16 protein-coding genes and 1 riboswitch are annotated in these 18972 nt (G+C 65.7%); of the genes, 4 read left to right on the plus strand and 12 right to left on the minus strand.

Features of this window, described 5'->3' with window-relative positions:
• Nucleotides 1-500: 500 nt before the first annotated feature.
• The 6 genes from AC1DHL_RS19020 to AC1DHL_RS19045 are packed head-to-tail and all read right to left on the minus strand — an operon-like array spanning nucleotide 501 to nucleotide 7517.
• Nucleotides 501-2420, minus strand: a complete 1920-nt coding sequence (locus AC1DHL_RS19020; protein ID WP_478162976.1) for an ABC transporter permease — start codon at nucleotides 2418-2420, stop codon at nucleotides 501-503.
• 18 nt (nucleotides 2421-2438) lie between these two features.
• Complete coding sequence (locus AC1DHL_RS19025; protein WP_478162977.1) at nucleotides 2439-3650, minus strand: ABC transporter substrate-binding protein; 1212 nt, start codon at nucleotides 3648-3650, stop codon at nucleotides 2439-2441.
• A gap of 48 nt (nucleotides 3651-3698) precedes the next feature.
• Nucleotides 3699-4283: an amino acid synthesis family protein gene (locus AC1DHL_RS19030; protein WP_478104319.1), complete on the minus strand. Its 585-nt coding sequence runs from the start codon at nucleotides 4281-4283 to the stop codon at nucleotides 3699-3701.
• A 37-nt stretch (nucleotides 4284-4320) separates the two neighbouring features.
• A complete protein-coding gene (locus AC1DHL_RS19035) occupies nucleotides 4321-4962 on the minus strand; it encodes an amino acid synthesis family protein (RefSeq protein ID WP_478162978.1) in 642 nt (213 codons plus the stop codon).
• 21 nt (nucleotides 4963-4983) lie between these two features.
• Nucleotides 4984-5907: a UPF0280 family protein gene (locus AC1DHL_RS19040; RefSeq protein ID WP_478162979.1), complete on the minus strand. Its 924-nt coding sequence runs from the start codon at nucleotides 5905-5907 to the stop codon at nucleotides 4984-4986.
• A gap of 2 nt (nucleotides 5908-5909) precedes the next feature.
• Nucleotides 5910-7517, minus strand: a complete 1608-nt coding sequence (locus AC1DHL_RS19045; protein WP_478162980.1) for a 6-hydroxynicotinate reductase — start codon at nucleotides 7515-7517, stop codon at nucleotides 5910-5912.
• Between the two features lie 257 nt (nucleotides 7518-7774).
• Here AC1DHL_RS19045 and AC1DHL_RS19050 point away from each other — a divergent pair, with 257 nt between their 5' ends.
• From AC1DHL_RS19050 to AC1DHL_RS19060, 3 genes are read left to right on the plus strand one after another with little or no spacing between them, the layout of a single operon-like run.
• Nucleotides 7775-8548 carry a ferredoxin--NADP reductase gene (locus AC1DHL_RS19050; RefSeq protein WP_478104313.1) on the plus strand — a complete coding sequence of 258 codons (774 nt, stop codon included), beginning with the start codon at nucleotides 7775-7777 and terminating at the stop codon, nucleotides 8546-8548.
• A gap of 13 nt (nucleotides 8549-8561) precedes the next feature.
• The gene (locus AC1DHL_RS19055) at nucleotides 8562-9323 is read left to right on the plus strand and encodes a TetR/AcrR family transcriptional regulator (RefSeq protein WP_478162981.1); all 762 of its coding nucleotides are present in this window, start codon (nucleotides 8562-8564) and stop codon (nucleotides 9321-9323) included.
• Nucleotides 9269-10477, plus strand: a complete 1209-nt coding sequence (locus AC1DHL_RS19060; protein WP_478162982.1) for an amidohydrolase family protein — start codon at nucleotides 9269-9271, stop codon at nucleotides 10475-10477. Before AC1DHL_RS19055 ends, AC1DHL_RS19060 begins: the two co-directional genes overlap by 55 nt.
• Here the strand turns inward: AC1DHL_RS19060 and AC1DHL_RS19065 are convergent.
• The 5 genes from AC1DHL_RS19065 to AC1DHL_RS19085 all read right to left on the minus strand — a co-directional run bounded on the left by AC1DHL_RS19065 (nucleotide 10470) and on the right by AC1DHL_RS19085 (nucleotide 17175).
• On the minus strand, nucleotides 10470-10853 hold the full coding sequence (locus AC1DHL_RS19065) for a GtrA family protein (protein WP_478162983.1): 384 nt from the start codon (nucleotides 10851-10853) through the stop codon (nucleotides 10470-10472). The two genes, AC1DHL_RS19060 and AC1DHL_RS19065, sit on opposite strands and share 8 nt — an antisense overlap.
• Nucleotides 10850-11812, minus strand: a complete 963-nt coding sequence (locus AC1DHL_RS19070; protein ID WP_478162984.1) for a glycosyltransferase family 2 protein — start codon at nucleotides 11810-11812, stop codon at nucleotides 10850-10852. Before AC1DHL_RS19070 ends, AC1DHL_RS19065 begins: the two co-directional genes overlap by 4 nt.
• On the minus strand, nucleotides 11796-13568 hold the full coding sequence (locus AC1DHL_RS19075; protein WP_478162985.1) for an ArnT family glycosyltransferase: 1773 nt from the start codon (nucleotides 13566-13568) through the stop codon (nucleotides 11796-11798). Before AC1DHL_RS19075 ends, AC1DHL_RS19070 begins: the two co-directional genes overlap by 17 nt.
• Before the next feature lie 289 nt (nucleotides 13569-13857).
• Nucleotides 13858-16611, minus strand: a complete 2754-nt coding sequence (gene metH, locus AC1DHL_RS19080) for a methionine synthase (protein ID WP_478162986.1) — start codon at nucleotides 16609-16611, stop codon at nucleotides 13858-13860.
• Between the two features lie 22 nt (nucleotides 16612-16633).
• Nucleotides 16634-16729: riboswitch (S-adenosyl-L-homocysteine riboswitch) on the minus strand.
• Between the two features lie 8 nt (nucleotides 16730-16737).
• Nucleotides 16738-17175 (minus strand): PACE efflux transporter, encoded by a 438-nt coding sequence (locus AC1DHL_RS19085; RefSeq protein ID WP_478104298.1) that lies wholly within the window; start codon nucleotides 17173-17175, stop codon nucleotides 16738-16740.
• 100 nt (nucleotides 17176-17275) lie between these two features.
• On the opposite strand from AC1DHL_RS19085, the gene AC1DHL_RS19090 reads away from it, so the two are divergent.
• Nucleotides 17276-18154, plus strand: coding sequence for a LysR family transcriptional regulator (locus AC1DHL_RS19090; protein WP_478162987.1), 879 nt, complete (start codon nucleotides 17276-17278; stop codon nucleotides 18152-18154).
• Nucleotides 18155-18158: 4 nt separating this feature from the next.
• On the opposite strand, the gene AC1DHL_RS19095 is transcribed toward AC1DHL_RS19090, so the two are convergent.
• Nucleotides 18159-18959, minus strand: a complete 801-nt coding sequence (locus tag AC1DHL_RS19095) for an SH3 domain-containing protein (protein WP_478162988.1) — start codon at nucleotides 18957-18959, stop codon at nucleotides 18159-18161.
• Nucleotides 18960-18972: the final 13 nt, after the last annotated feature.

Here is an 18972-nt window from a genome sequence, read left to right on the forward strand (position 1 = left end):
CGACCCCACTGTGCGTGTCCCTGCGCTTCGCTTCGGGCAACCTGCGGTGCTCGCTTCAGGCGGGGTCCGCGTGAAACTCGCTTCGCTCAAACACACGCAGCCCTGATCCGCCTGAAGCTGCGCTCCTCGGCACGCACAGAGGGGACCCCGACACGAAGACCAATACCAAGGCAGAACGCGCCGTGGCGCGTCCTTGTGTTGTTGGGTTGGCTGTTGGTATTCGGTGGGCCGAGCGAAGCAAAGGCCCGAGCACTCCCTTCTGGGGGTGCTGAGGAGCGGAGCTTTTCGCGGATCAGGGCTGCGCGTGTTTGAGCGAAGCGAGTTTCGCGCGGACCCCGCGAAAAGTGAGCACCGCAAGTTGCCCGTAGCAAAGCGAAGGGACGCCCACAGCAGGGTCGCCTTTCTTTTGCTTACTTTTCTTTGGCGAAGCAAAGAAAAGTAAGTCGCCCGCCGGGGCGAGACCCGGCCCCCACCCTCCCCAAAAGCAACACCCCAAAGCATCACGCCTCAGCCCCCTTCTCAAACCCCGCCGCCTCAGCCACATGACGCTTCCGATCAAACAGCTGCTTGGCAAACCCCGCAATCCCCTGCGGAAACAGCAGCACAAGCAACAGAATGATCCCCCCCAACATCGCCCGCCAGTAGTCCGTATTCCGCGCAACAGTGTCATGCAACCAGGTGAAAGTAACGGCACCAACAATAGGCCCCGCCAGCGTCTGAATCCCCCCAAGCAGCACCATCACCAGCCCATCAACCGACTTCCCGACACTCAGCGATTCCGGCGAAATGCTCCCTTTGGAAAACGCATAGAGCGCCCCCGCCAACCCCGCAGCAGTCCCCGCAATCACGAACGCAGCCCATTGCATCCGCTTGACATCAATCCCGATCGCATCAGCCCGCAAGGCCGAATCACGCCCCGCTCGCAACGCATAGCCGAACGGCGAATAGAGCACGCGCCGCAGCCACAGCACCCCAAGCCCCACCAGCAGCAGCGTCAACCAGTAATAGGCATTCTTGTTGGACAGCCATGCCGAAGGCCACACACCGGTCAGCCCATTGCTCCCGCCAGTGAAGCTGTCCCACTGGTAGGTAATGGCCCAGGTGATCTGCGCAAAAGCCAGGGTCAGCATCGCCAGATAAACACCCGACAAGCGCACAGCAAACCACCCATAGACAAAAGCACCCGCCGCCGCAACCAACGGCGCAACGATCAGCGCCAATTCCATCGGCATCCCGCTCGAGCGCACCAGCAACGCAGCCCCATAGGCACCAAGCCCGAAGTACGCCGCATGCCCAAAGGAATGCATCCCCGCCGGCCCCATGATGAAGTGCAGGCTGGTCGCGAACAGCGCGGCGATCATGAGATCGATCATCAACACCGTCGTGTACGGCGAATCCGCCGTCAGGAACGGCACCACCGCCAGCACAAGACCAAACACCGCCGCTGCAGTCAGATAGACCTTGCCAGGCCGGCGCAGCGGTTCCTCCTGCATGCCGACATAGCGGCTCGGCGCCTGCGGTTTTCCGAACAGCCCCCACGGCCGCCACACCAGCACGACGGCCATCACGAGAAAGTCCACCACCAGCGTGAGCTTCGAGAACGAGATGCTGAGCCCGAAGACATCGACCACCCCGAGCCAGATGCAGATCGCCTTGATCTCCGCGATGAGCAGCGCTGCCGCATAGGCGCCGGGAATCGAACCCATGCCGCCCACCACCACGACGACGAAAGCGGCGCCGATGGTGTTCAGGTCCATTTCGAGCGTCGCCGGTTCGCGCGGCAACTGCAGCGCACCGCCGAGGCCCGCCAGCAATGCGCCGAGCGCGAACACCGCCGTGAAGAGCCACGCCTGGTTGACGCCAAGCGCACTGACCATCTCGCGGTCCTGCGTCGCAGCGCGCACCAGCGTGCCGAAGCGCGTGCGCGTGAGCAGCATCCAGACGAGGCCCAACACCACCGGACCGACGACGATCAGGAACAGGTCATAGGTCGGAAACTGGCGCCCGAGAATCTCGACCGATCCGGAAAGCCCTGGCGCACGTGGCCCGAGCAACTCGTCCGGCCCCCAGAGCCACAGCACCGCATCCTTGATCACCAGCACCAGCGCGAAGGTCGCCAGCAGCTGGAAGAGTTCGGGCGCCTTGTAGATGCGGCGCAGCAGCACCACTTCGATCAACGCACCCAGCACCCCGACCGCCACCGCCGCAAGAACGAGCGCAGGCCAGAACCCCACCCCCGTCCCCAGCCGGTCGACCAGCGTGTAGGCGATGTAGATGCCCACCATGAAGAATGAGCCATGCGCGAAATTCACGATCCGCGTGACGCCGAAGATCAGCGACAGGCCCGCCGCCACGAGAAACAGCGATGACGCGCTCGCCAGGCCGTTGAGCAGCTGGACGATGAAACCTGAAAAACTCATGGCTCGCCTGTCCCGACGTCAATCCGCAGCGCGCGATTTCTTGATCTCCGCAGGCGAAGGCTGGTACTTCGCATCGGCGCCATCGAGATACACGTAGTCGACCATCACCCCCTTGCCGCCGTCGTTCTTGGTGCGGCCCACGAAGGCGCCCATGGTCGACTGGTTATCTTCAGCGCGATAAGTGATCTTGCCGAAGGGCGTATCGACCGGCAGCCCCTTGAAGGCTGCGACCAGCTTCTCGGTGTCGGTGGACTTGGCCTTGGCGATGCCAGCGGCGGCCGACTTGATCATGCTGTAGCCCACCACCGAGCCGAGCCGCGGATAGTCCTTGTACTTGGCCTGGTAAGCCTGTTCGAAGGCCTTGTGCGCAGGCGTCGTGATGCCGTACCACGGATAGCCCGTGACGATCCAGCCATTGGGCGCCTCGTCCTTCAGCGGGTCCATGTACTCGGGCTCGCCGGTCAGCACGCTCACCACCTCGCGGTCCTTGAACAGGCCACGTGTGTTGCCTTCGCGCACGAACTTCGACAGGTCGGCTCCGAAGAGCACATTGAAGATCGCGTCGGGCTTGGCATCGGCCAGCGCCTGCACCACGCTGCCGGCATCGACCTTGCCCAGGGGCGTGGCCTGTTCGGCGACGAACTCCACGTCGGGCTGGGCGGCCTTCATCAACTGCTTGAACGCGGCGACTGCCGACTGGCCGTATTCGTAGTTGGGGTACACCACCGCCCAGCGCTTCTTCTTGAGCTTGACGGCCTCGGGCACCAGCATCGCGGCCTGCATGTAGGTCCCGGGGCGCAGTCGCACGGTGTACTGGTTGCCGCCCTGCCAGGTGAGCTTGTCCGTGAGCGGTTCACCGGCCAGGAAGAAGACCTTCTTCTGCTTGGCGAAGTCGGCGACCGCGAGGCCGGTATTCGACAGGAAGGTGCCGGCAATCAAGTCGACCTTGTCCCGCGACACCAACTCCTCGGCGACGCGCACGGCGTCGCCCGGGTTGGCGTTGTCGTCGCGGCTGATGAGCTCCAGCTTCTTGCCGTTGACACCACCGGCAGCGTTGATCTCGTCGATCGCCAGTTCCATGCCCTTCTTGTAGGGCTCGAGGAAGGCGGGCTGTGCCTTGTAGCTGTTGATCTCGCCGATCTTGATCACGCCCTGCGCATGCGCGGGAACGAGTGCAGTGAACAGCGTGGCGACGGCGGCTGCCGTGAAGGCAAAGCGCAGTTGATTCATCGAGAGCTCCTTGGGGTCGAAAAAAATGGAATGACGTGGCGAAGGGCTTCAACGGAGACCGTCTTCACCTTTGATCTCGGAAACCTGCAACCCGCCGATGCGTGGCAGCGGGCGGCCGCTGTCGGTCACGGCAACGGCGACGACGATCTCGTTGGCGCGCGGCGCATCCGACACGCGCGCCTCGACGGCGTCGAAGTGGCTGCGAACGAAGGCCGCGTCCTTGTGCCCCAACGGCACATCGATGGCGGTTCCGAGCGTGCCGCGCTTCTTGGCGGAAGGCACCAGCGCAGCGCCCTTCTCGACCGCAGTGCGCAGCGGTGCACCGAGCTTGGGATGCAGGATCGCCGCCGCATGTTCGAGCTCGCCGGCCTCGCCGACGATGGCCGCCTTGCCGTAGCTCTGCGCCTTGCCTGGCTCGATGCCCAACGCCGCCACGGCTTTCTGGCCGAGCAGCGCACCGAGTTCCTCGCCGATGGCGATCAGTTCGTCGAGCGACTCGCTGTAGCGGCCGGCATACGGGTTCTCGATCACCGCGATGGCGACGGCGCGCCGTGTCGGCGGCTCGATGGTCTGTCCCATTTCCTTGCGGGTTTCGTCCACTTGAACGACTAGCTTGCGGATGTTGGCACTCATGGGTTTTCTTCCTTGTCTCTGGAGTCGAATGGTGCGCTCAGCGCAGGCCATCCCATTTGCTGATGTCTTCGGCGCGCAGGCCGCCGACGCGATCGTGAATGCGGTAGCCCGTGGTCATCGCCAGGATGAAGACGATCTCGTCGGCCGCCGGCGCGCCGGGCACGCGCACTTCGATCGCGTCGAACTGGCCGCGCACGTAGCTTGCGTTGATGTTGGTGAGCGGCACGTCGAGCGTCGCGCCGGGCGGCCCGACTTTCTTGGTCGACGGAACGATCGACAGCGCATTGCCGGGCTGGCCTGTCTTCTCCTCGGCCTTGCCTTGGCGATAGGCATCGCGATCGCCCTTCCATCCGAGTAGCTCGCGCATGGCATAGCCGCCTGGCACGTGCCACAAGGCGCCGTGTTCGAGTTCGCCGGCGGCGCCGACGATCGCGCCCTTGCCGTAGGTGGCGATGCGCTCGACAGGCACGTCCATTGCCGCGTGCAGGCGGTGCGCCATGTCGACCCCCACCGGATCGAGCAGTTTCATCATCGGCAGGATGTCGGGCTCGAAGCGGCCCGCAAAGGGATTGGCCAGCACCGCGGCGATCGCGCCACGCACCAGCGGCGTTGCGGCGCGCGGCCCGAACTCGTGGTGAATGTGCTCGACCTGGGTGAAGACACGACGTATATCGATCATGAAAAGTAGTCCTGCTTTTCGTTAAGCAAATACTGAACCAACTGCATCGTCCGCGATGCCGCCGCCGAGCTGCGGCGGAGCGATCGAAGCCTGTGAGCTTAAGGGTTGTACCGCGCACCATTGCCCCTGACAAACGAGCACTGCCGAGCTGACGAGACCCAGGCGCTGCAGCGCCTCGGCGCGCGCCGCGCCCGCATCCAGTGCGCGGCGCACCTGCGCGGGCGGCAGCGTCTCGACGTTTGTCGTCACCGGGATGTCGCCGAGGTCGCTGTCGTCCTTGCACATGCTCGCCGGCTTGCGATGAATGCCCGGGTCTTCGACGTCGACCGCATTGGCGATCACCGTTGCCGCCGCATCGGCCTCGGCCGCGGTCGCGGCGAGCACGGTCACGCTGTCGGCAATGCCGAGCGAAAAACTTCGTCCGCGCCAACCGCTGGTGGCGACGCCGCGCACCGGCATGGCGGCGGTGACTTCGAACTGGCCGTCGGTCGTGAGCGGGCCCGCGTCTCGCAGGTCGAATCGGGCGAGATCGGCGAACAGCCCCACGCGCACGGAATGGCCTTCCGCGAGATGCAATGCGATGTCGCCGCCGTTGTTGATCCACGCGCGCTCGATGCCGGAACGCTGATAGCAGCCGATGAGCTCCTGCGCCACCGAGCCGGCCACGGCAGCCATGGGCGTGATGAAGCCTTCACGGAACGGCGCGCACGCCTGCCACATGCGTCGTGCAATGACGCCGCGTAGCGCGCAGTCGGTTCCTACGGGCTGACGCAGCAAGGGCAGCTCAGCCACCAGCTCGTCGAGCACGGTGCCGAAGCGCCGCCATGCGAGCTCGTGCGCCACGGCAACCTCGACCGGGTCTCCATGCGCCTCGGCCACGATGTCGATCGGGCCGTGGTTGAGGTGCCAGCGGCCGCCGTCGAGCGCGGTGCGTTGGGCGGTCATTTCTAGCCGAGCATCGGGGGCTGGCCCAAAGGCCAGGGATTGGCCGCGTCCACGCGCAGCCACCGGCGCGACAGCGGCGCACCGTCTTCCTGCCAGGCACCGCGTGCAAGCGCCTGTTCAAGCGTGAAAACATGCTCCATGTGACCGCCGAGCGCGGCGTAGTCCTCTCGCCGCATGCTGAACTCGATGGGCGCGACGATGGCCGGCGTGGGCACGGTGCCGAAACTGTTGTCGGGCATGCGCAGCACATCGGCCATCACCGTGATGCCGCCGCCCGGCCACACATAGGCCGGCGCACCGCCGCAGGTCACGTTGACCAGCGCGCGCTTGATCGCGCGGGTGAGCAGCACTGGGTTCTCCGTCACGCCTGCACGCAAGCTGCCGCCGGCGCCGCCGAGGAACAGCACGCTGCACAGCGAGGGCTCGCAGTTCTCGCCGATGCGCTCGACGATGCGGCGCACCTCCGCCGGCATCTGCTGCTCGACGGGCCTCAGCGCATCGTCGAGCACATACCACTGCGCGTGCTCTCCGGTCGTCGAGGTCATCAGCAGACGCAGGCCCGGCCGCGCCACGCCCTCTTCCCATCCTTCGATGATGGACAGCGGATCGTCGATGTCGGTGCCGCCCCAGCCGTTGCCGGGATTCGCGACCTGGAAATAGCGTCCGGGCGTCGATTTGCGCCCACGCATCTGGATGCCCGAAGCCGGCATGTCCAGGCAGCGGCCGGCCTGGTGCTCGGTCAGCACGCCGGTGATGTGGTCGTCGACCACCACCACTTCATCGGCATGGCCGAAGAGTTGCCGCGCGAAGATGCCGATGGCCGCCGAGCCGCAGCCCACGCGCATGCGCTGTTCCTCGATGCCGTTGACGATCGGTGCCTTGCCCGCCTCGACCACCATGCTGGCGCCGCCGTCGATCACGCATTCCACCGGCTTCTTGTTGCCGAGCAGTTGCATCAGCTCGGCCGTCATGCGGCCTTCCTTCTTGCTGCCGCCCGTGAGGTGATGCACGCCGCCGAGCGACAACATCTGCGAGCCGTATTCCGCAGTGGTGACATGGCCCACCACTTCGCCGCGGTAACGCACATTGGCCTGCTCGGCGCCGAGGAAGCGGTCGGTGTCGATCTTCACCTTGAAGCTGCAATAGCTGAAGATGCCTTCGGTCACGACTGTCACCATGTCGACGCCCTGCGCCTTGGAAGCGACGATGAAGGGCGCAGGCTTGTAATCGGGGTAGGTGGTGGACGAACCGACGCCGGTCACGAAAACCTCGTCGGAAAGGAGGAGATCGCCGTTCCAGTCGGGGTCGGCCTTCTCCGTCTCGGCGTCCGCGCCGTCCCTGGCGAACGGAACGAGCACCGGCGATTCGGTGGCCAATTCGCGCCGCAACAGCACGACCGGATCGACACGCACCAGCACGCCGTCCTTGTTGGCATAGCGATCGCACGCGCCCGTGCGGCCGTCTGAGATCTGACACAGCACCGGGCAGGCGTTGCATTCCACCTTGCTGGTGCTCATGCGCTCGTTGCGCAGGGGCGAGCGGCCCAGGGCCTCGGGCATCACCGGCACGTCCATGCCGGGCAATCCGTCTGTCTTCGTGTGTTCGGTCATCGCGGGCAATCGGTTCGTAGGGTCTTGTCAGGGTCTCTTCGATGGAAGGTCGTCGGGTGTGCAACATCTGTGCCGGGAACCCGCTTGTGCCGGAAGGGACGTTTGTGTAGCATTCCCTACACTTTCATGTGGCAATCACTACATTAACGAGAATCAATGTAGCAAACAGGCCCGATGCTTGCAATGGTGTTTTCGTGGGCGTCCTTCACCGACAATCGGGGGATCCCCTTTTTCGTTCATAACCATTCCTGACCCTTATGAGTGCATTCAGCGAAGAACGTGTGTTGAGCGTCCACCACTGGACCGACCGCCTGTTCACCTTCACCACCACGCGCGATCCGGCCCTGCGTTTCTCGAACGGCCATTTCACGATGATCGGCCTGAAGGTCAACAACAAGCCTCTGCTGCGCGCCTACAGCATCGTGAGCCCCAACTACGAGGAGCACCTGGAGTTCCTCAGCATCAAGGTCGAGGAAGGCCCCCTGACTTCGAAGCTCCAGCACATCCAGGTGGGCGACACCATCATCGTGGGCCGCAAGCCCACCGGCACGCTGCTGATCGACTACACCCTGCCGGGCAAGCGCCTCTACCTGTTCGGTACTGGCACAGGCCTGGCACCGTTCATGAGCATCATCCGGGACCCGGACACCTATGAGAAGTTCGAGCAGGTCGTCCTGGTGCACGGCGTGCGCCAGATCGACGAGCTGGCCTATCACGACCTCGTGACCGACCACCTGCCAAGGCATGAATTCCTCGGCGAAATGGTCGAGAAGCAGCTGCTCTACTACCCGACCGTGACGCGCGAGGAGTTCCGCAACATGGGCCGCATCACGGAGCTGATCGAGACCAACAAGCTCACCGACGACCTGGGCCTTCCGCCACTCAACCCTGCGGAAGATCGAGTGATGCTGTGCGGCAGCCCGGGCCTGTTGGTCGACCTCAAGCACATCCTCGAAGGCCGCGGGTTCAAGGAAGGAAACACCTCGACCCCGGGCGACTTCGTCGTCGAGCGCGCCTTCGCTGAAAAATGACAGCCCCCCGGCGATGACCGAGCGGAAGGCATCAGCAGGCAAGCCCCAGCGCCGCACCGGCGTGCGCGAGGCGGCGGCGCAGGCCACGCGCGAGAGCATCCTGCGCGCGGCGACCAAGGTATTCGCGAAGTACGGCTACGACGGCGGCAGCGTCGAGAAGATCTCGAAGGCCGCGAAGTCGTACGACCGGATGATCTACTACTACTTCGGCAGCAAGGAAGGCCTGTTCATCGCGGTGCTCGAAGGCATCTATCGGCGCATGGACGATGCCGAGGCCGCGCTCGATCTCGATGCATCGCGGCCGGTCGAGTCGCTCACGGCAGTGATCCGCTTCGTGCTCGGCTACTACCGCCGCAATCCCGACTTCGTCACGCTGCTCAACACCGAGAACCTGCACAAGGGGCGGCACATCGCGAAGTCGCTGCGGGCGCGCGAGTATTCGTCGCGGGCCATCGCGATCATCCGGGAGATCGTCGCCAGCGGCGTCGAACAGGGCCTGTTTCGCGCCGACGTGGCTGCGCGCGATCTCTACCTCCTGATCGCGTCGACCGGCTATTTCTACACGTCGAACCGGCACACGCTGACCGCATTCCTCGGCGAGCCGCTGGAGACGCCGGAGGCCGTCACGCACTGGGAGAACTTCGTGATCGAGACGCTGCTGCGCGCCGTCGACATTGGAGCTCCCGATGAAGAATCCACACCCCCCCACGAGGTAGAGACATGGCAGAAATCGCAACCGCCGCAAAGTCGGGCAAGGTCGTCATCCGGAACATAGGGCTGCTGCTCTCGGGCGATATCGACAAGCCCATTCTCGACGCCGACACCATCGTGGTGAACGACGGCCTGATCGTCGCGATCGGCAAGGAAAAGGACTGCGACCTCGAAGGCGCGCAGACCGTCATCGACGCCAGGAAGACCTGCGTGGCGCCGGGCCTGATCGACAGCCACGTACACCCTGTCTTCGGCGACTGGACCCCGCGCCAGAGCCAGCTTGGATGGATCGAATCGACGATGAACGGCGGCGTGACGACGATGATCTCCGCCGGCGAAGTGCACTTGCCCGGCCGTCCGAAGGACATCGTCGGCGTGAAGGCGCTGGCCATCACCGCGCAGCGCGCCTTCGACAACTTCCGTCCCGGCGGCGTGAAGGTGCTGGCCGGCGCGCCGGTGATCGAGAAAGGCATGGTCGAGAGCGACTTCAAGGAAATGGCCGAAGCCGGCGTCGGGCTGCTCGGCGAGGTCGGCCTGGGCTCGGTCAAGGCCGGCTACGAGGCGAAGGAGATGGTGGCCTGGGCGCGCAAATACGGCATCCAGAGCACCATCCACACGGGCGGGCCGTCGATCCCCGGGTCGGGCCTGATCGACAAGGACGTGGTGCTCGAAGCCGATGCCGACGTCATCGGCCACATCAACGGCGGGCACACCTCGCTGCCCGAGGCGCATGTGTGCGAGCTGTGCGAGAAGTCGTCGCGCGCGATCGAAATCGTGCACAACGGCAACGAGCGGGTCGCCATCGCGGCGGCGAAGGCGGCGCTCGATCTCAAGTGCCCGCACCGCATCATCCTGGGCACCGACGGACCGGCCGGTTCGGGCGTTCAGCCGCTGGGCATCCTGCGCATGGTCTCGATGCTGTCGTCGCTCGCGAACATTCCGGCCGAACTGGTCTTCTGTTTCGCGACGGGCAACACGGCACGCATCCGCAAGCTCAACTGCGGGCTGATCGAAGTCGGCCGCGCCGCGGATTTCGTCTTAATGGACCGCGCGCAGCACACGGCCGGCAAGACGCTGCTCGAAAGCGTTCAGCTCGGCGACATTCCGGGTGTCGGGATGGTGATGATCGATGGACTCGTGCGATGCGGTCGCAGCCGGAATACACCGCCAGCCACCGAGATCCCAGTGGTCGTCCAGCTCGCCGCCCGCTCTACTTGAACACCAGGTGACGGGCCGACAGGAAGTTCACCGCGAGGCCCGCGCAGCTCCCGATCGCGACGCCGAGCGCCGGCGCCAGCGGGCCGCCGACCCAATGCAGCGTCAGCACATAAGCCGAGTAATTGACCAACGCGCCGCCAATCATGGTCAGCAGGTAGTGCGCGTATTCGCGCAGGACCGATCCACCTGAACGTCGTTCCCTGAAGGTGAAGTGTCGGTTGAGCGCCCAGGTCGCGGTTGCAGCTGCGATGAAAGAGACCACCCGCGCGCCATACCACCCGACGTATGGCGCGAGCAGGTACAGCACCCCGACATCGACGCCGAAGCCGATCGCGCCGACGACCGCGAACGACAGAAATTCCTTGCCGACTTTCATGGCTCCGCGCGGTGCCGCACCCCCGGGATCGCGAGATAACACAGCCGCTTGGCCTCTTGTCGCCCGATGGTCACGGTGTGCAGCACCACGCCGCACACGAAAGACAGCATCGCCACCAGCATGGTGCCGGTCACCAACACTGCGGTCGGCAGGCGTGGGACCAGCCCGGTCTCGAAATAAGTGACGACCAGCGGCTCCGCGAGCACCACCGACAACAAGACCAGAAACGCTGCAACGCTACTGAAGAACAACAGCGGTCGCTCGCTCACGAACAGTTTCCAGATGGTTTTCAGGATGCGCCATCCATCGCGGTAGGTCGAGAGCTTGCTCTCCGACCCCTCGGGCCGCGAGCGATAAAGCACGGGCACTTCCGCGAAGGGCATGCGAAGTTCCAGCGCGTGGACAGTCAGTTCGGTCTCGATCTCGAAGCCCTTCGACACTGCCGGGAAGGACTTGGCATAGCGCCTGGAGAACACGCGGTAGCCCGAGAGCATGTCCGTCAGGTGCCCGCCGAAGAGCGCCGCGACGGCGCCGGTCAACAGCCGGTTGCCGAAGCGGTGGCCGCGCCGGTAGGTCTGCACGTCCGCGCCGTCGTCGACCCGCGAGCCGACCACCATGTCGAGGTTGCCCTCCACCAGCATGCCGATGAGCTGGCGCACCTCGCGCACGTCGTAGGTGGCGTCGCCGTCGACCATCACGTAGACGTCCGCCTCGACATCCGCGAACATGCGGCGCGCCACGTTGCCCTTGCCCCGCAGCGCCACGTGCGTCACCGACGCGCCCTGGTCCCGGGCGACCGCGACGGTGTCGTCGGTGGAGTTGTTGTCGAAGACGTGGATCTCGGCCTCCGGCAACGCCGCGCGGAATTCCGCAATGACTTGCGCGATCGCCAACGCCTCGTTGAAGCATGGGATGACGGCGGCGATGCGCAAGGGGCGGTGTTCAGGGTTTGCGGTCATGCTTGTAATCGAGGATCCGATAGGCCTTGGCATTGTCCTTTTCGTACATCAAGGCGAAATGTTCGTGGAACCCGGGCTGCGCTTCCAGGACCGGCACGGTCCCGGAAGCCACGGCCATGGCCTCGAACCCCAGGTCGGCGAGCTTGCGCGCGTATTCCGCTGGCGGAAGCAGGAGGAAGTCCGTATACCGCCAAGGCCCGAGCGCATCGCCCCATACCGGGCTGGGTCCGTAGTATGTCGCCTCGCTGAGCGCGACCTGGTAGACGCGGCCGGTCGCGTGTTCGCGCAGGTATTTCATGACCTCATACCCCGGAACCCGGCCACGCAGGAAGGCTTCGCGCTGCGCGGGCGTGGCCGCCACCATCGCCGCCTTCACACGGGTCAGGTGGAGTATCACGCCGACGCCCGCGGCCAGAAGGATCACCGCGAACCACCGCCCCGCGCGATCGAGCCCGCCGCTGCGGTCGCTTTCGGGCATGGCCCGGCGCAGGCGCCCGGCGATCGCGCTGAAGATCGTCTGCCAGCCCACGGCAGCGGTCAGTGCCAGCAACGGGAAGGCCGCCGTCAGATAGCGCGGGTAGCGCGAGGTCAGGCTCCAGACGAACAGCGAATAGGCGCAGAACACCAGCGCCGCGCGCACAGCGGGCGAGCGCTTCCAGTAGGAACTGAAGGGAACGGCCAGCACGGCCCAGATGAACCCGTTCGGCAGGGAGGAATGGTCGCGCACGTCCTGTAGCTGGACCCGGTAGTCCTGCGCATTCCAGTTGGTGAAGCCGAACACGCGGGCGCCGATCGGATTGAACGGATCGCCGGTCTGGATGGCGTTGCGCGCATACCAGTACACGCACGGGATCAAAAAGCACAGCAGCGCCAGCGCGAGCACGCGCGGACGGCGCTCGTGCCAGAGCACGAACAGCCCAAGCAGCGGCAGCACTGTCAGCGCCTGGTACTTGGAGCCGGCCGCGACGCCGAGGAAGAAGGCCGCCAGCGCGAGCCAGCGTGCACTGCGTGGCGGCGTTGACTCGCGCCACCACCACAGGGCCGCGCAAGCCGCGAGCACGAAGAGCGCCACGCTCATGTCGATCAGCGCGCTGGTGTAGTCGCCCATCCCCAGCCAGATCGCCGCGCCCACGCAGGCGACCACACGGTTGACGTGCATCACGCCCAGGCGATAGATGATCAACACCGACGTCCAGCCCGCGAGCGCACTGAGGAAGTGCGGAAACACGTCGTCGCCGACGAGCAGCGCGCCGGCATAGAGAAGGTTGTAGTTGTACGGAAACCAGGGGTAGCGGAGCCACTCGTAGATGCCCAGCGCCCCGCTCTCCGCGACTTCGCGGGCATAGGGCATGTGGTACATCAGCTCGTCGAAGACGGCCGGCGGCGCGAGCGGTGCCATCAGCGTCGGCACCGCGACCAGTGCGATGACGACCAGACCCAGCTTCTCGAGCCAGGACAGCTGCGCCGACACTTCGCGCCCTCGCACCTGCCGCAGCCAGGCGGGCACCTGCAGGATCACCGCGACGAGGCCGACCGCGACCGAAGCCACGACGACGCCGGCCGTGAACTGGCGCGCGATGGCGAACGCCTGGAAGATGCAAACGAAGATCCCGATGCCCGCCGTGATGGCCATGGCCGTCTCGAGCCAGACATCCCGGCGCGCCGGCGCGCCGAGCCGCACCAGCAGTGCTCGTCCGAAACCCCAGCAGGCGGCGGCAAAGACCGCCAATGCCGCATAGTGCGCGGCGGCAAACATGATCAAGAGTCTCCCCCCCAGGCTGCGCGCACTTCGTGTCGCTTCGGCAGCCCCCGAACGGGTGCGTTGCGCGCACCCCCCAAATGCCCCAAACCGTCGGCCGGCGCAGCCAGGCCCGTTCGTGAAACACCGTGGAACCGGCTTCGCCGGGCCGCTGGTGTTGCCCCCGGTAGGGGGTTGGCGGCTACACGGAGTGAGCAAGCCTGGGGGCGAGCAACATCCTCCCGGGCCGCCGGTGTTGCCCCCTGGAAGGGGGTGGAGAGCGACACGAAGTGCGCGAGCTTGGGGGTCATCCTAGATTTGGCGCCAACAGCCGCTCGAGATCCGCTTCGCTTTCGTCGCGACGCGCGGCCTGATCCTGCAACTGGTCGTGCCCGATCTTCCCGACGTTGAAATACGTCGAATCGGGATGGCTCAGATAGAAGCCGCTCACGCTGGCGGCGGGCATCATGGCGAGGCTTTCCGTCAGGGTCATGCCAATGTCCGCGCAGTTCAGGAGGTCGAACATCGGCCGCTTGACGCTGTGGTCGGGACAGGCCGGATAGCCCGGCGCGGGCCGAATGCCGCGGTACTTCTCGGCGATCATGGCTTCGTTGGTCAGGGCCTCTTCGGGCGCGTAGCCCCAGAGGTCGGTGCGCACTCGGTGATGCAGCGCCTCGGCGAAGGCTTCCGCGAGCCGGTCGGCCAGCGCCTTGAGCATGATGGCCGAGTAGTCGTCGAGGTCGTCGGTGAAATACTTCTCCTTCTTCTCGACGCCGAGACCCGCCGTGACCGCGAAGATGCCCACGTAATCCGCGAGACCGCTCTCGCGCGGCGCGACGAAATCGGCGAGGCAGCGGCTGGGCCGAGTCACCCCGTCGATCACGTGCTTCTCGGTCTGCTGGCGCATGCCCCACCAGGTGAGCGCTGCCTCGCTGCGAGACTCGTCCGTGTAGAGCACGATGTCGTCGTCGTTCACCGTGTTGGCCGGCCAGAAGCCGATCACGCCGCTCGCCGTGAGCCAGCGGCCTTCGATCAGGCGCTTGAGCATGCGCTGGCCGTCGGCGTACACGCGCACGGCCTCGGTGCCGACGATCTCGTCTTTCAGGATCGCCGGGAAAGGCCCCGCCAGATCCCAGGTCTGGAAGAAGGGGCCCCAGTCGATGTACTTGGCAAGTTCGGTGAGATCGAAGTTCCGGAACACGCGGCGGCCGATGAACTTCGGCACCGGCGGCACATAGCCCGACCAGTCGATCGGCGTCTTGTTGGCGCGCGCCTTCGCGAGCGGCCAGAGCGGCACCTGCTTCTTGTTGGCGTGCAGTTGCCGCACCTTGTCGTAATCGGCGTTGATCTCGTCGATGTAGTTGGCCGCCTGCTCGGACAACAGCGACTGCGCCACGCTCACGCTGCGCGAGGCATCGGGCACGTAGACGACCGGGCCTTCGTAGTGCGGCGCGATCTTGACTGCCGTGTGCACGCGGCTGGTGGTCGCGCCGCCGATCAACAGGGGAATCTTCCGGATGCGGAAATGCTCGTCCTTCTGCATCTCGCCGGCGACGTACTGCATCTCCTCCAGGCTCGGCGTGATGAGGCCCGACAGCCCGACGATGTCCGCGCCCTCGACCTTTGCGCGCGCAAGGATCTCGTGGCATGGGACCATCACACCCATGTTCACCACTTCGAAGTTGTTGCACTGGAGCACGACGGTGACGATGTTCTTGCCGATGTCGTGCACGTCGCCCTTGACGGTGGCGATGACGATCTTGCCCTTGGTCCGCACGTCGCGGCCCGCGGCCTCGTCCTGGCGCTTTTCTTCCTCGATGTAGGGAATGAGGTGGGCCACCGCCGACTTCATCACGCGGGCCGACTTCACCACCTGCGGCAGGAACATCTTGCCCTGGCCGAACAGGTCGCCCACGATGTTCATGCCGTCCATCAGCGGGCCTTCGATCACGTGCAGCGGCCGGCCGCCCTTGGCGAGGATCTGCTGGTAGGCCTCCTCGGTGTCCTCGACGATGAAGTCGGTGATGCCGTGCACCATCGCGTGCGACAGCCGCTGGTTGACATGCACCGGGTGCTCCGGCGTGCCGCGCCATTCGAGCTTCTTGCTCTCGTCCTTGGCACCGCTCTTCGCGGTCTCGGCGACTTCAACGAGGCGCTCCCCGGCATCGGGCCGGCGGTTCAACACGACGTCCTCGACGCGCTCGCGCAGTTCGGGCTCCAGGTCGTCGTAGACGCCGACCATGCCGGCGTTGACGATGCCCATGTCCATGCCCGCCTTGATCGCGTGGTACAGGAACACGGTGTGGATCGCTTCGCGCACCGGGTCGTTGCCGCGGAAGCTGAAGCTCACGTTCGAGACGCCGCCCGACACCTTCGCACCCGCCAGGTTCTCCTTGATCCAGCGCGTGGCGTTGATGAAATCGACGGCGTAGTTGTTGTGCTCCTCGATGCCCGTGGCGATCGCGAAGATGTTCGGGTCGAAGATGATGTCCTCGGGCGGGAAATCGATCTCATCGACCAGGATGCGGTAGGCGCGTTCGCAAATCTCGATCTTGCGTTCGTAGGTATCGGCCTGGCCCTTTTCGTCGAAGGCCATGACGACCGCCGCCGCACCGTAGCGACGCAGCAGCCGCGCATGGTGGCGGAACTGGTCCTCGCCTTCTTTCATGCTGATCGAGTTCACGATGCCCTTGCCCTGGATGCAGCGCAGGCCGGCCTCGATGACTTCCCACTTGGAACTGTCGACCATGATGGGCACGCGCGCGATGTCGGGCTCGCTGGCGATCAGGTTCAGGAAGCGCACCATCGCGGCCTTGCTGTCGAGCATGGCCTCGTCCATGTTGATGTCGATGACCTGCGCGCCGTTCTCGACCTGCTGGCGCGCGACGGCCAGGGCGTCCTCGAACTGGCCGTTCAGGATCATCCGCGCGAAGGCCTTCGAGCCGGTGACGTTGGTGCGCTCGCCGATATTGACGAACAAGGCGCCCTCGCCGATCTGCACCGGCTCGAGGCCGGACAGCTTCATCGGGGGGACGAGGACTGGAGAGGAATCGGAAGACATGGGCTCACCTGCGGGCAATGGAATCAGGCGAGCGTCGTTGCAATCCATGGGATGGAAGCCCAAGCCTGACGCGGCCGTCTCGAAGCCAGACGGCGGCGCTGCAACGCTCCTTGGGAGCCGCGGATTTTACGCCGGCTGCGCGACAGTGGCGGCCGATGCGGGCAGGCCGAAGAGCGCGTCGAAGGCCCAGTTGAAGACGAAGGTGTAGACCAGGAAGAACACGACCAGTCCGAGGTCCATCACCAGCGCATCCCACAGGCTGACGTCCAGCCACCAGGCGAAGATCGGCACGAGGAAGGCGACCAGCCCGCCCTCGAACCCGATCGCGTGGGCGATCCGGCGCTTCAGGCTGCGGCCGCGCACGGCCTGGCGGGATTCCCAGCGCTCGAACAAGGCGTTGAAGCTCAAGTTCCACAGCACGGCGATGACCGAGGCAATCACGGCCAGAACCCCGGAGTGCCCCAGCCCCTGGCCCGACATCAGCGCCAACCCGGCGCTTGCCGCCACGATGGCAATGCCTTCGTAGAGCGAGATGTAGACGACGCGACGCTTGAGCCCTTGCATGAAATCAATCCCGTTTGGTTGGTGTTGGGATGGACTTTATGTGTCATCGGCTGATATATAAAGTCATCTTCTTTCAGATTTGTTGATAGATTGGGCGCGCATGAGCTTTTCCAGCGACAACGTGGAGGTGTTCCTCGCCGTCCTCGATCACGGCTCCTTTTCGGCCGCGGCCCGGACGCTGGGGAGGGTTCCGTCCGCCGTCAGCATGACGATTGCGAATCTCGAAGCCGAACTCGATCTCCAGCTCTTCGACCGCAGCGGCCGTGAACCCCAGCCGACAGCGGCTGCGCGCTCGCTGGAACCGCAGGCGCGATTGCTCGCTGCCCAGCTCAAGCAGCTCCAGGTGCAGGCGCTGGCGCTGACGCAGGGGCTGGAGAGCCGACTGACGCTCGCGATCGCGCCTGAGTTGCTTGCGGCGCCCTGGAGCGGACCGTTGGCCGCACTGGCGAATGAATTTCCGCTGCTGGAGGTCGAGGTGCTGGCCGCGCCCCAGGCTGACGCGCTGAGCCTGCTGCACAGCGGTCGGGCCCAACTGGCGTTGGTCTTCGAGCGCCCGAGCCTCGACGGCCGGGAGGGCTTTCAGGAAGTGGCGAGCGACACCATGGTGGCCGTCATGGCGCCCGACCATCCCGTGCTGACCGCCGCCGGTGGCCGGTTGGGCGCGGAGCACCTGACGACGACGCGGCAGATCGTGGTCGCCGGGCGCGATCTCGCGAGCAGCGATCCGCGCTTCGTGTTCGCGCGACACGTCTGGCGCACCGACAACGCGCTCGCGGCGCTGAGCCTGATCACGGCCGGCCTCGGGTGGGGCTGGCTGCCGCGCAATTTCGCTCGACCGCATGTGGCAGCGGGTGCGGTGGTCGAGATCCCTTTCGAGAATCTGTCGAACGGACTGGACCTGTGGGTGGACGTCGTCTGGTCGCGGGAGCGACCGCTGGGGCTTGGCGCGCAGCGCTTTGTCGCGTTGATGAAGCGTTAGTCGCCTATTGGTGGTCGCCGCGGCCGCGGTCGTGGCCTTGGCCGCCCTGGTTGCCGCCGTGGCCGTGATTTCGTCCTTGGTCGCCGCCGCCATGGCCCTGGCCGTGATTGCCCTGCCCGTCGCCGCGCGGCTGCCCCGGTGGCCGGCCGCCGGACTGTTGGAAGCCGCCTCCAGGAGGCGGTGGGCGAACGCCAGGGGGCGGTCCGGGCGGCCTGTGGCCCGGATCATGTGGCGGGCGGATGCCTGCCGGCGGCAGCGGCCGGATCGCGGACACAGGCGGACGGATCCCCGCAGGGGGCGGGCGATATCCATGGTGCGGACCATAGCCCGGCCACGGATTGGGGCGCCAGGCCGGGACCGGCGGCGGTAGCGGGCGCCAGCCCGGAACCGGCGGCGGCGGTGGTCGGCCACCCCACCAGCGCGGCTGCCCGTACCAGGGGCGGTCGCGGTAGTAGTCGCCCCAGTAGCTTCCGATGGCGAAGGTCACGATGGGCACGCCGATGACCGCGCCATACGTGGCCAGCGGCACGCGTTGTTCCTGGTAGGCATAGTCGAGGCTGCCCGCGTAGGCCCATCCGCGAAGCCCGTCCGGCAGCACGACGTCGCACCATCCATACCCGCTGGTGCAGCCCATCACCTGAACCGGCTGGCCCGGGGCCAGGGTGGCCACCAGTGGATAGGTGCTCGAAGGTCCGGCGCGGAGATTGACGGCTCCCCGCGTAAAGGCGTCTTGCGCGGCTGCAGCCAACGGAAGCGCCAGGGCGATGGTGCCGATGCCGATCCATCGCCGTGTCGTTTTCTGCATATGGGATTTCCTT

The organism is Variovorax sp. 10L426, assembly GCF_056395305.1.

What these genes read in the sequence shown, in the direction of transcription:
- AC1DHL_RS19020 (WP_478162976.1), bottom strand. Translation starts at nt 2,420, where the DNA reads ATGAGTTTTTCAGGTTTCATCGTCCAGCTGCTCAACGGCCTGGCGAGC.
- AC1DHL_RS19025 (WP_478162977.1), bottom strand. Translation starts at nt 3,650, where the DNA reads ATGAATCAACTGCGCTTTGCCTTCACGGCAGCCGCCGTCGCCACGCTG.
- AC1DHL_RS19030 (WP_478104319.1), bottom strand. Translation starts at nt 4,283, where the DNA reads ATGAGTGCCAACATCCGCAAGCTAGTCGTTCAAGTGGACGAAACCCGC.
- AC1DHL_RS19035 (WP_478162978.1), bottom strand. Translation starts at nt 4,962, where the DNA reads ATGATCGATATACGTCGTGTCTTCACCCAGGTCGAGCACATTCACCAC.
- AC1DHL_RS19040 (WP_478162979.1), bottom strand. Translation starts at nt 5,907, where the DNA reads ATGACCGCCCAACGCACCGCGCTCGACGGCGGCCGCTGGCACCTCAAC.
- AC1DHL_RS19045 (WP_478162980.1), bottom strand. Translation starts at nt 7,517, where the DNA reads ATGACCGAACACACGAAGACAGACGGATTGCCCGGCATGGACGTGCCG.
- AC1DHL_RS19050 (WP_478104313.1), top strand. Translation starts at nt 7,775, where the DNA reads ATGAGTGCATTCAGCGAAGAACGTGTGTTGAGCGTCCACCACTGGACC.
- AC1DHL_RS19055 (WP_478162981.1), top strand. Translation starts at nt 8,562, where the DNA reads ATGACCGAGCGGAAGGCATCAGCAGGCAAGCCCCAGCGCCGCACCGGC.
- AC1DHL_RS19060 (WP_478162982.1), top strand. Translation starts at nt 9,269, where the DNA reads ATGGCAGAAATCGCAACCGCCGCAAAGTCGGGCAAGGTCGTCATCCGG.
- AC1DHL_RS19065 (WP_478162983.1), bottom strand. Translation starts at nt 10,853, where the DNA reads ATGAAAGTCGGCAAGGAATTTCTGTCGTTCGCGGTCGTCGGCGCGATC.
- AC1DHL_RS19070 (WP_478162984.1), bottom strand. Translation starts at nt 11,812, where the DNA reads ATGACCGCAAACCCTGAACACCGCCCCTTGCGCATCGCCGCCGTCATC.
- AC1DHL_RS19075 (WP_478162985.1), bottom strand. Translation starts at nt 13,568, where the DNA reads ATGTTTGCCGCCGCGCACTATGCGGCATTGGCGGTCTTTGCCGCCGCC.
- metH (WP_478162986.1), bottom strand. Translation starts at nt 16,611, where the DNA reads ATGTCTTCCGATTCCTCTCCAGTCCTCGTCCCCCCGATGAAGCTGTCC.
- AC1DHL_RS19085 (WP_478104298.1), bottom strand. Translation starts at nt 17,175, where the DNA reads ATGCAAGGGCTCAAGCGTCGCGTCGTCTACATCTCGCTCTACGAAGGC.
- AC1DHL_RS19090 (WP_478162987.1), top strand. Translation starts at nt 17,276, where the DNA reads ATGAGCTTTTCCAGCGACAACGTGGAGGTGTTCCTCGCCGTCCTCGAT.
- AC1DHL_RS19095 (WP_478162988.1), bottom strand. Translation starts at nt 18,959, where the DNA reads ATGCAGAAAACGACACGGCGATGGATCGGCATCGGCACCATCGCCCTG.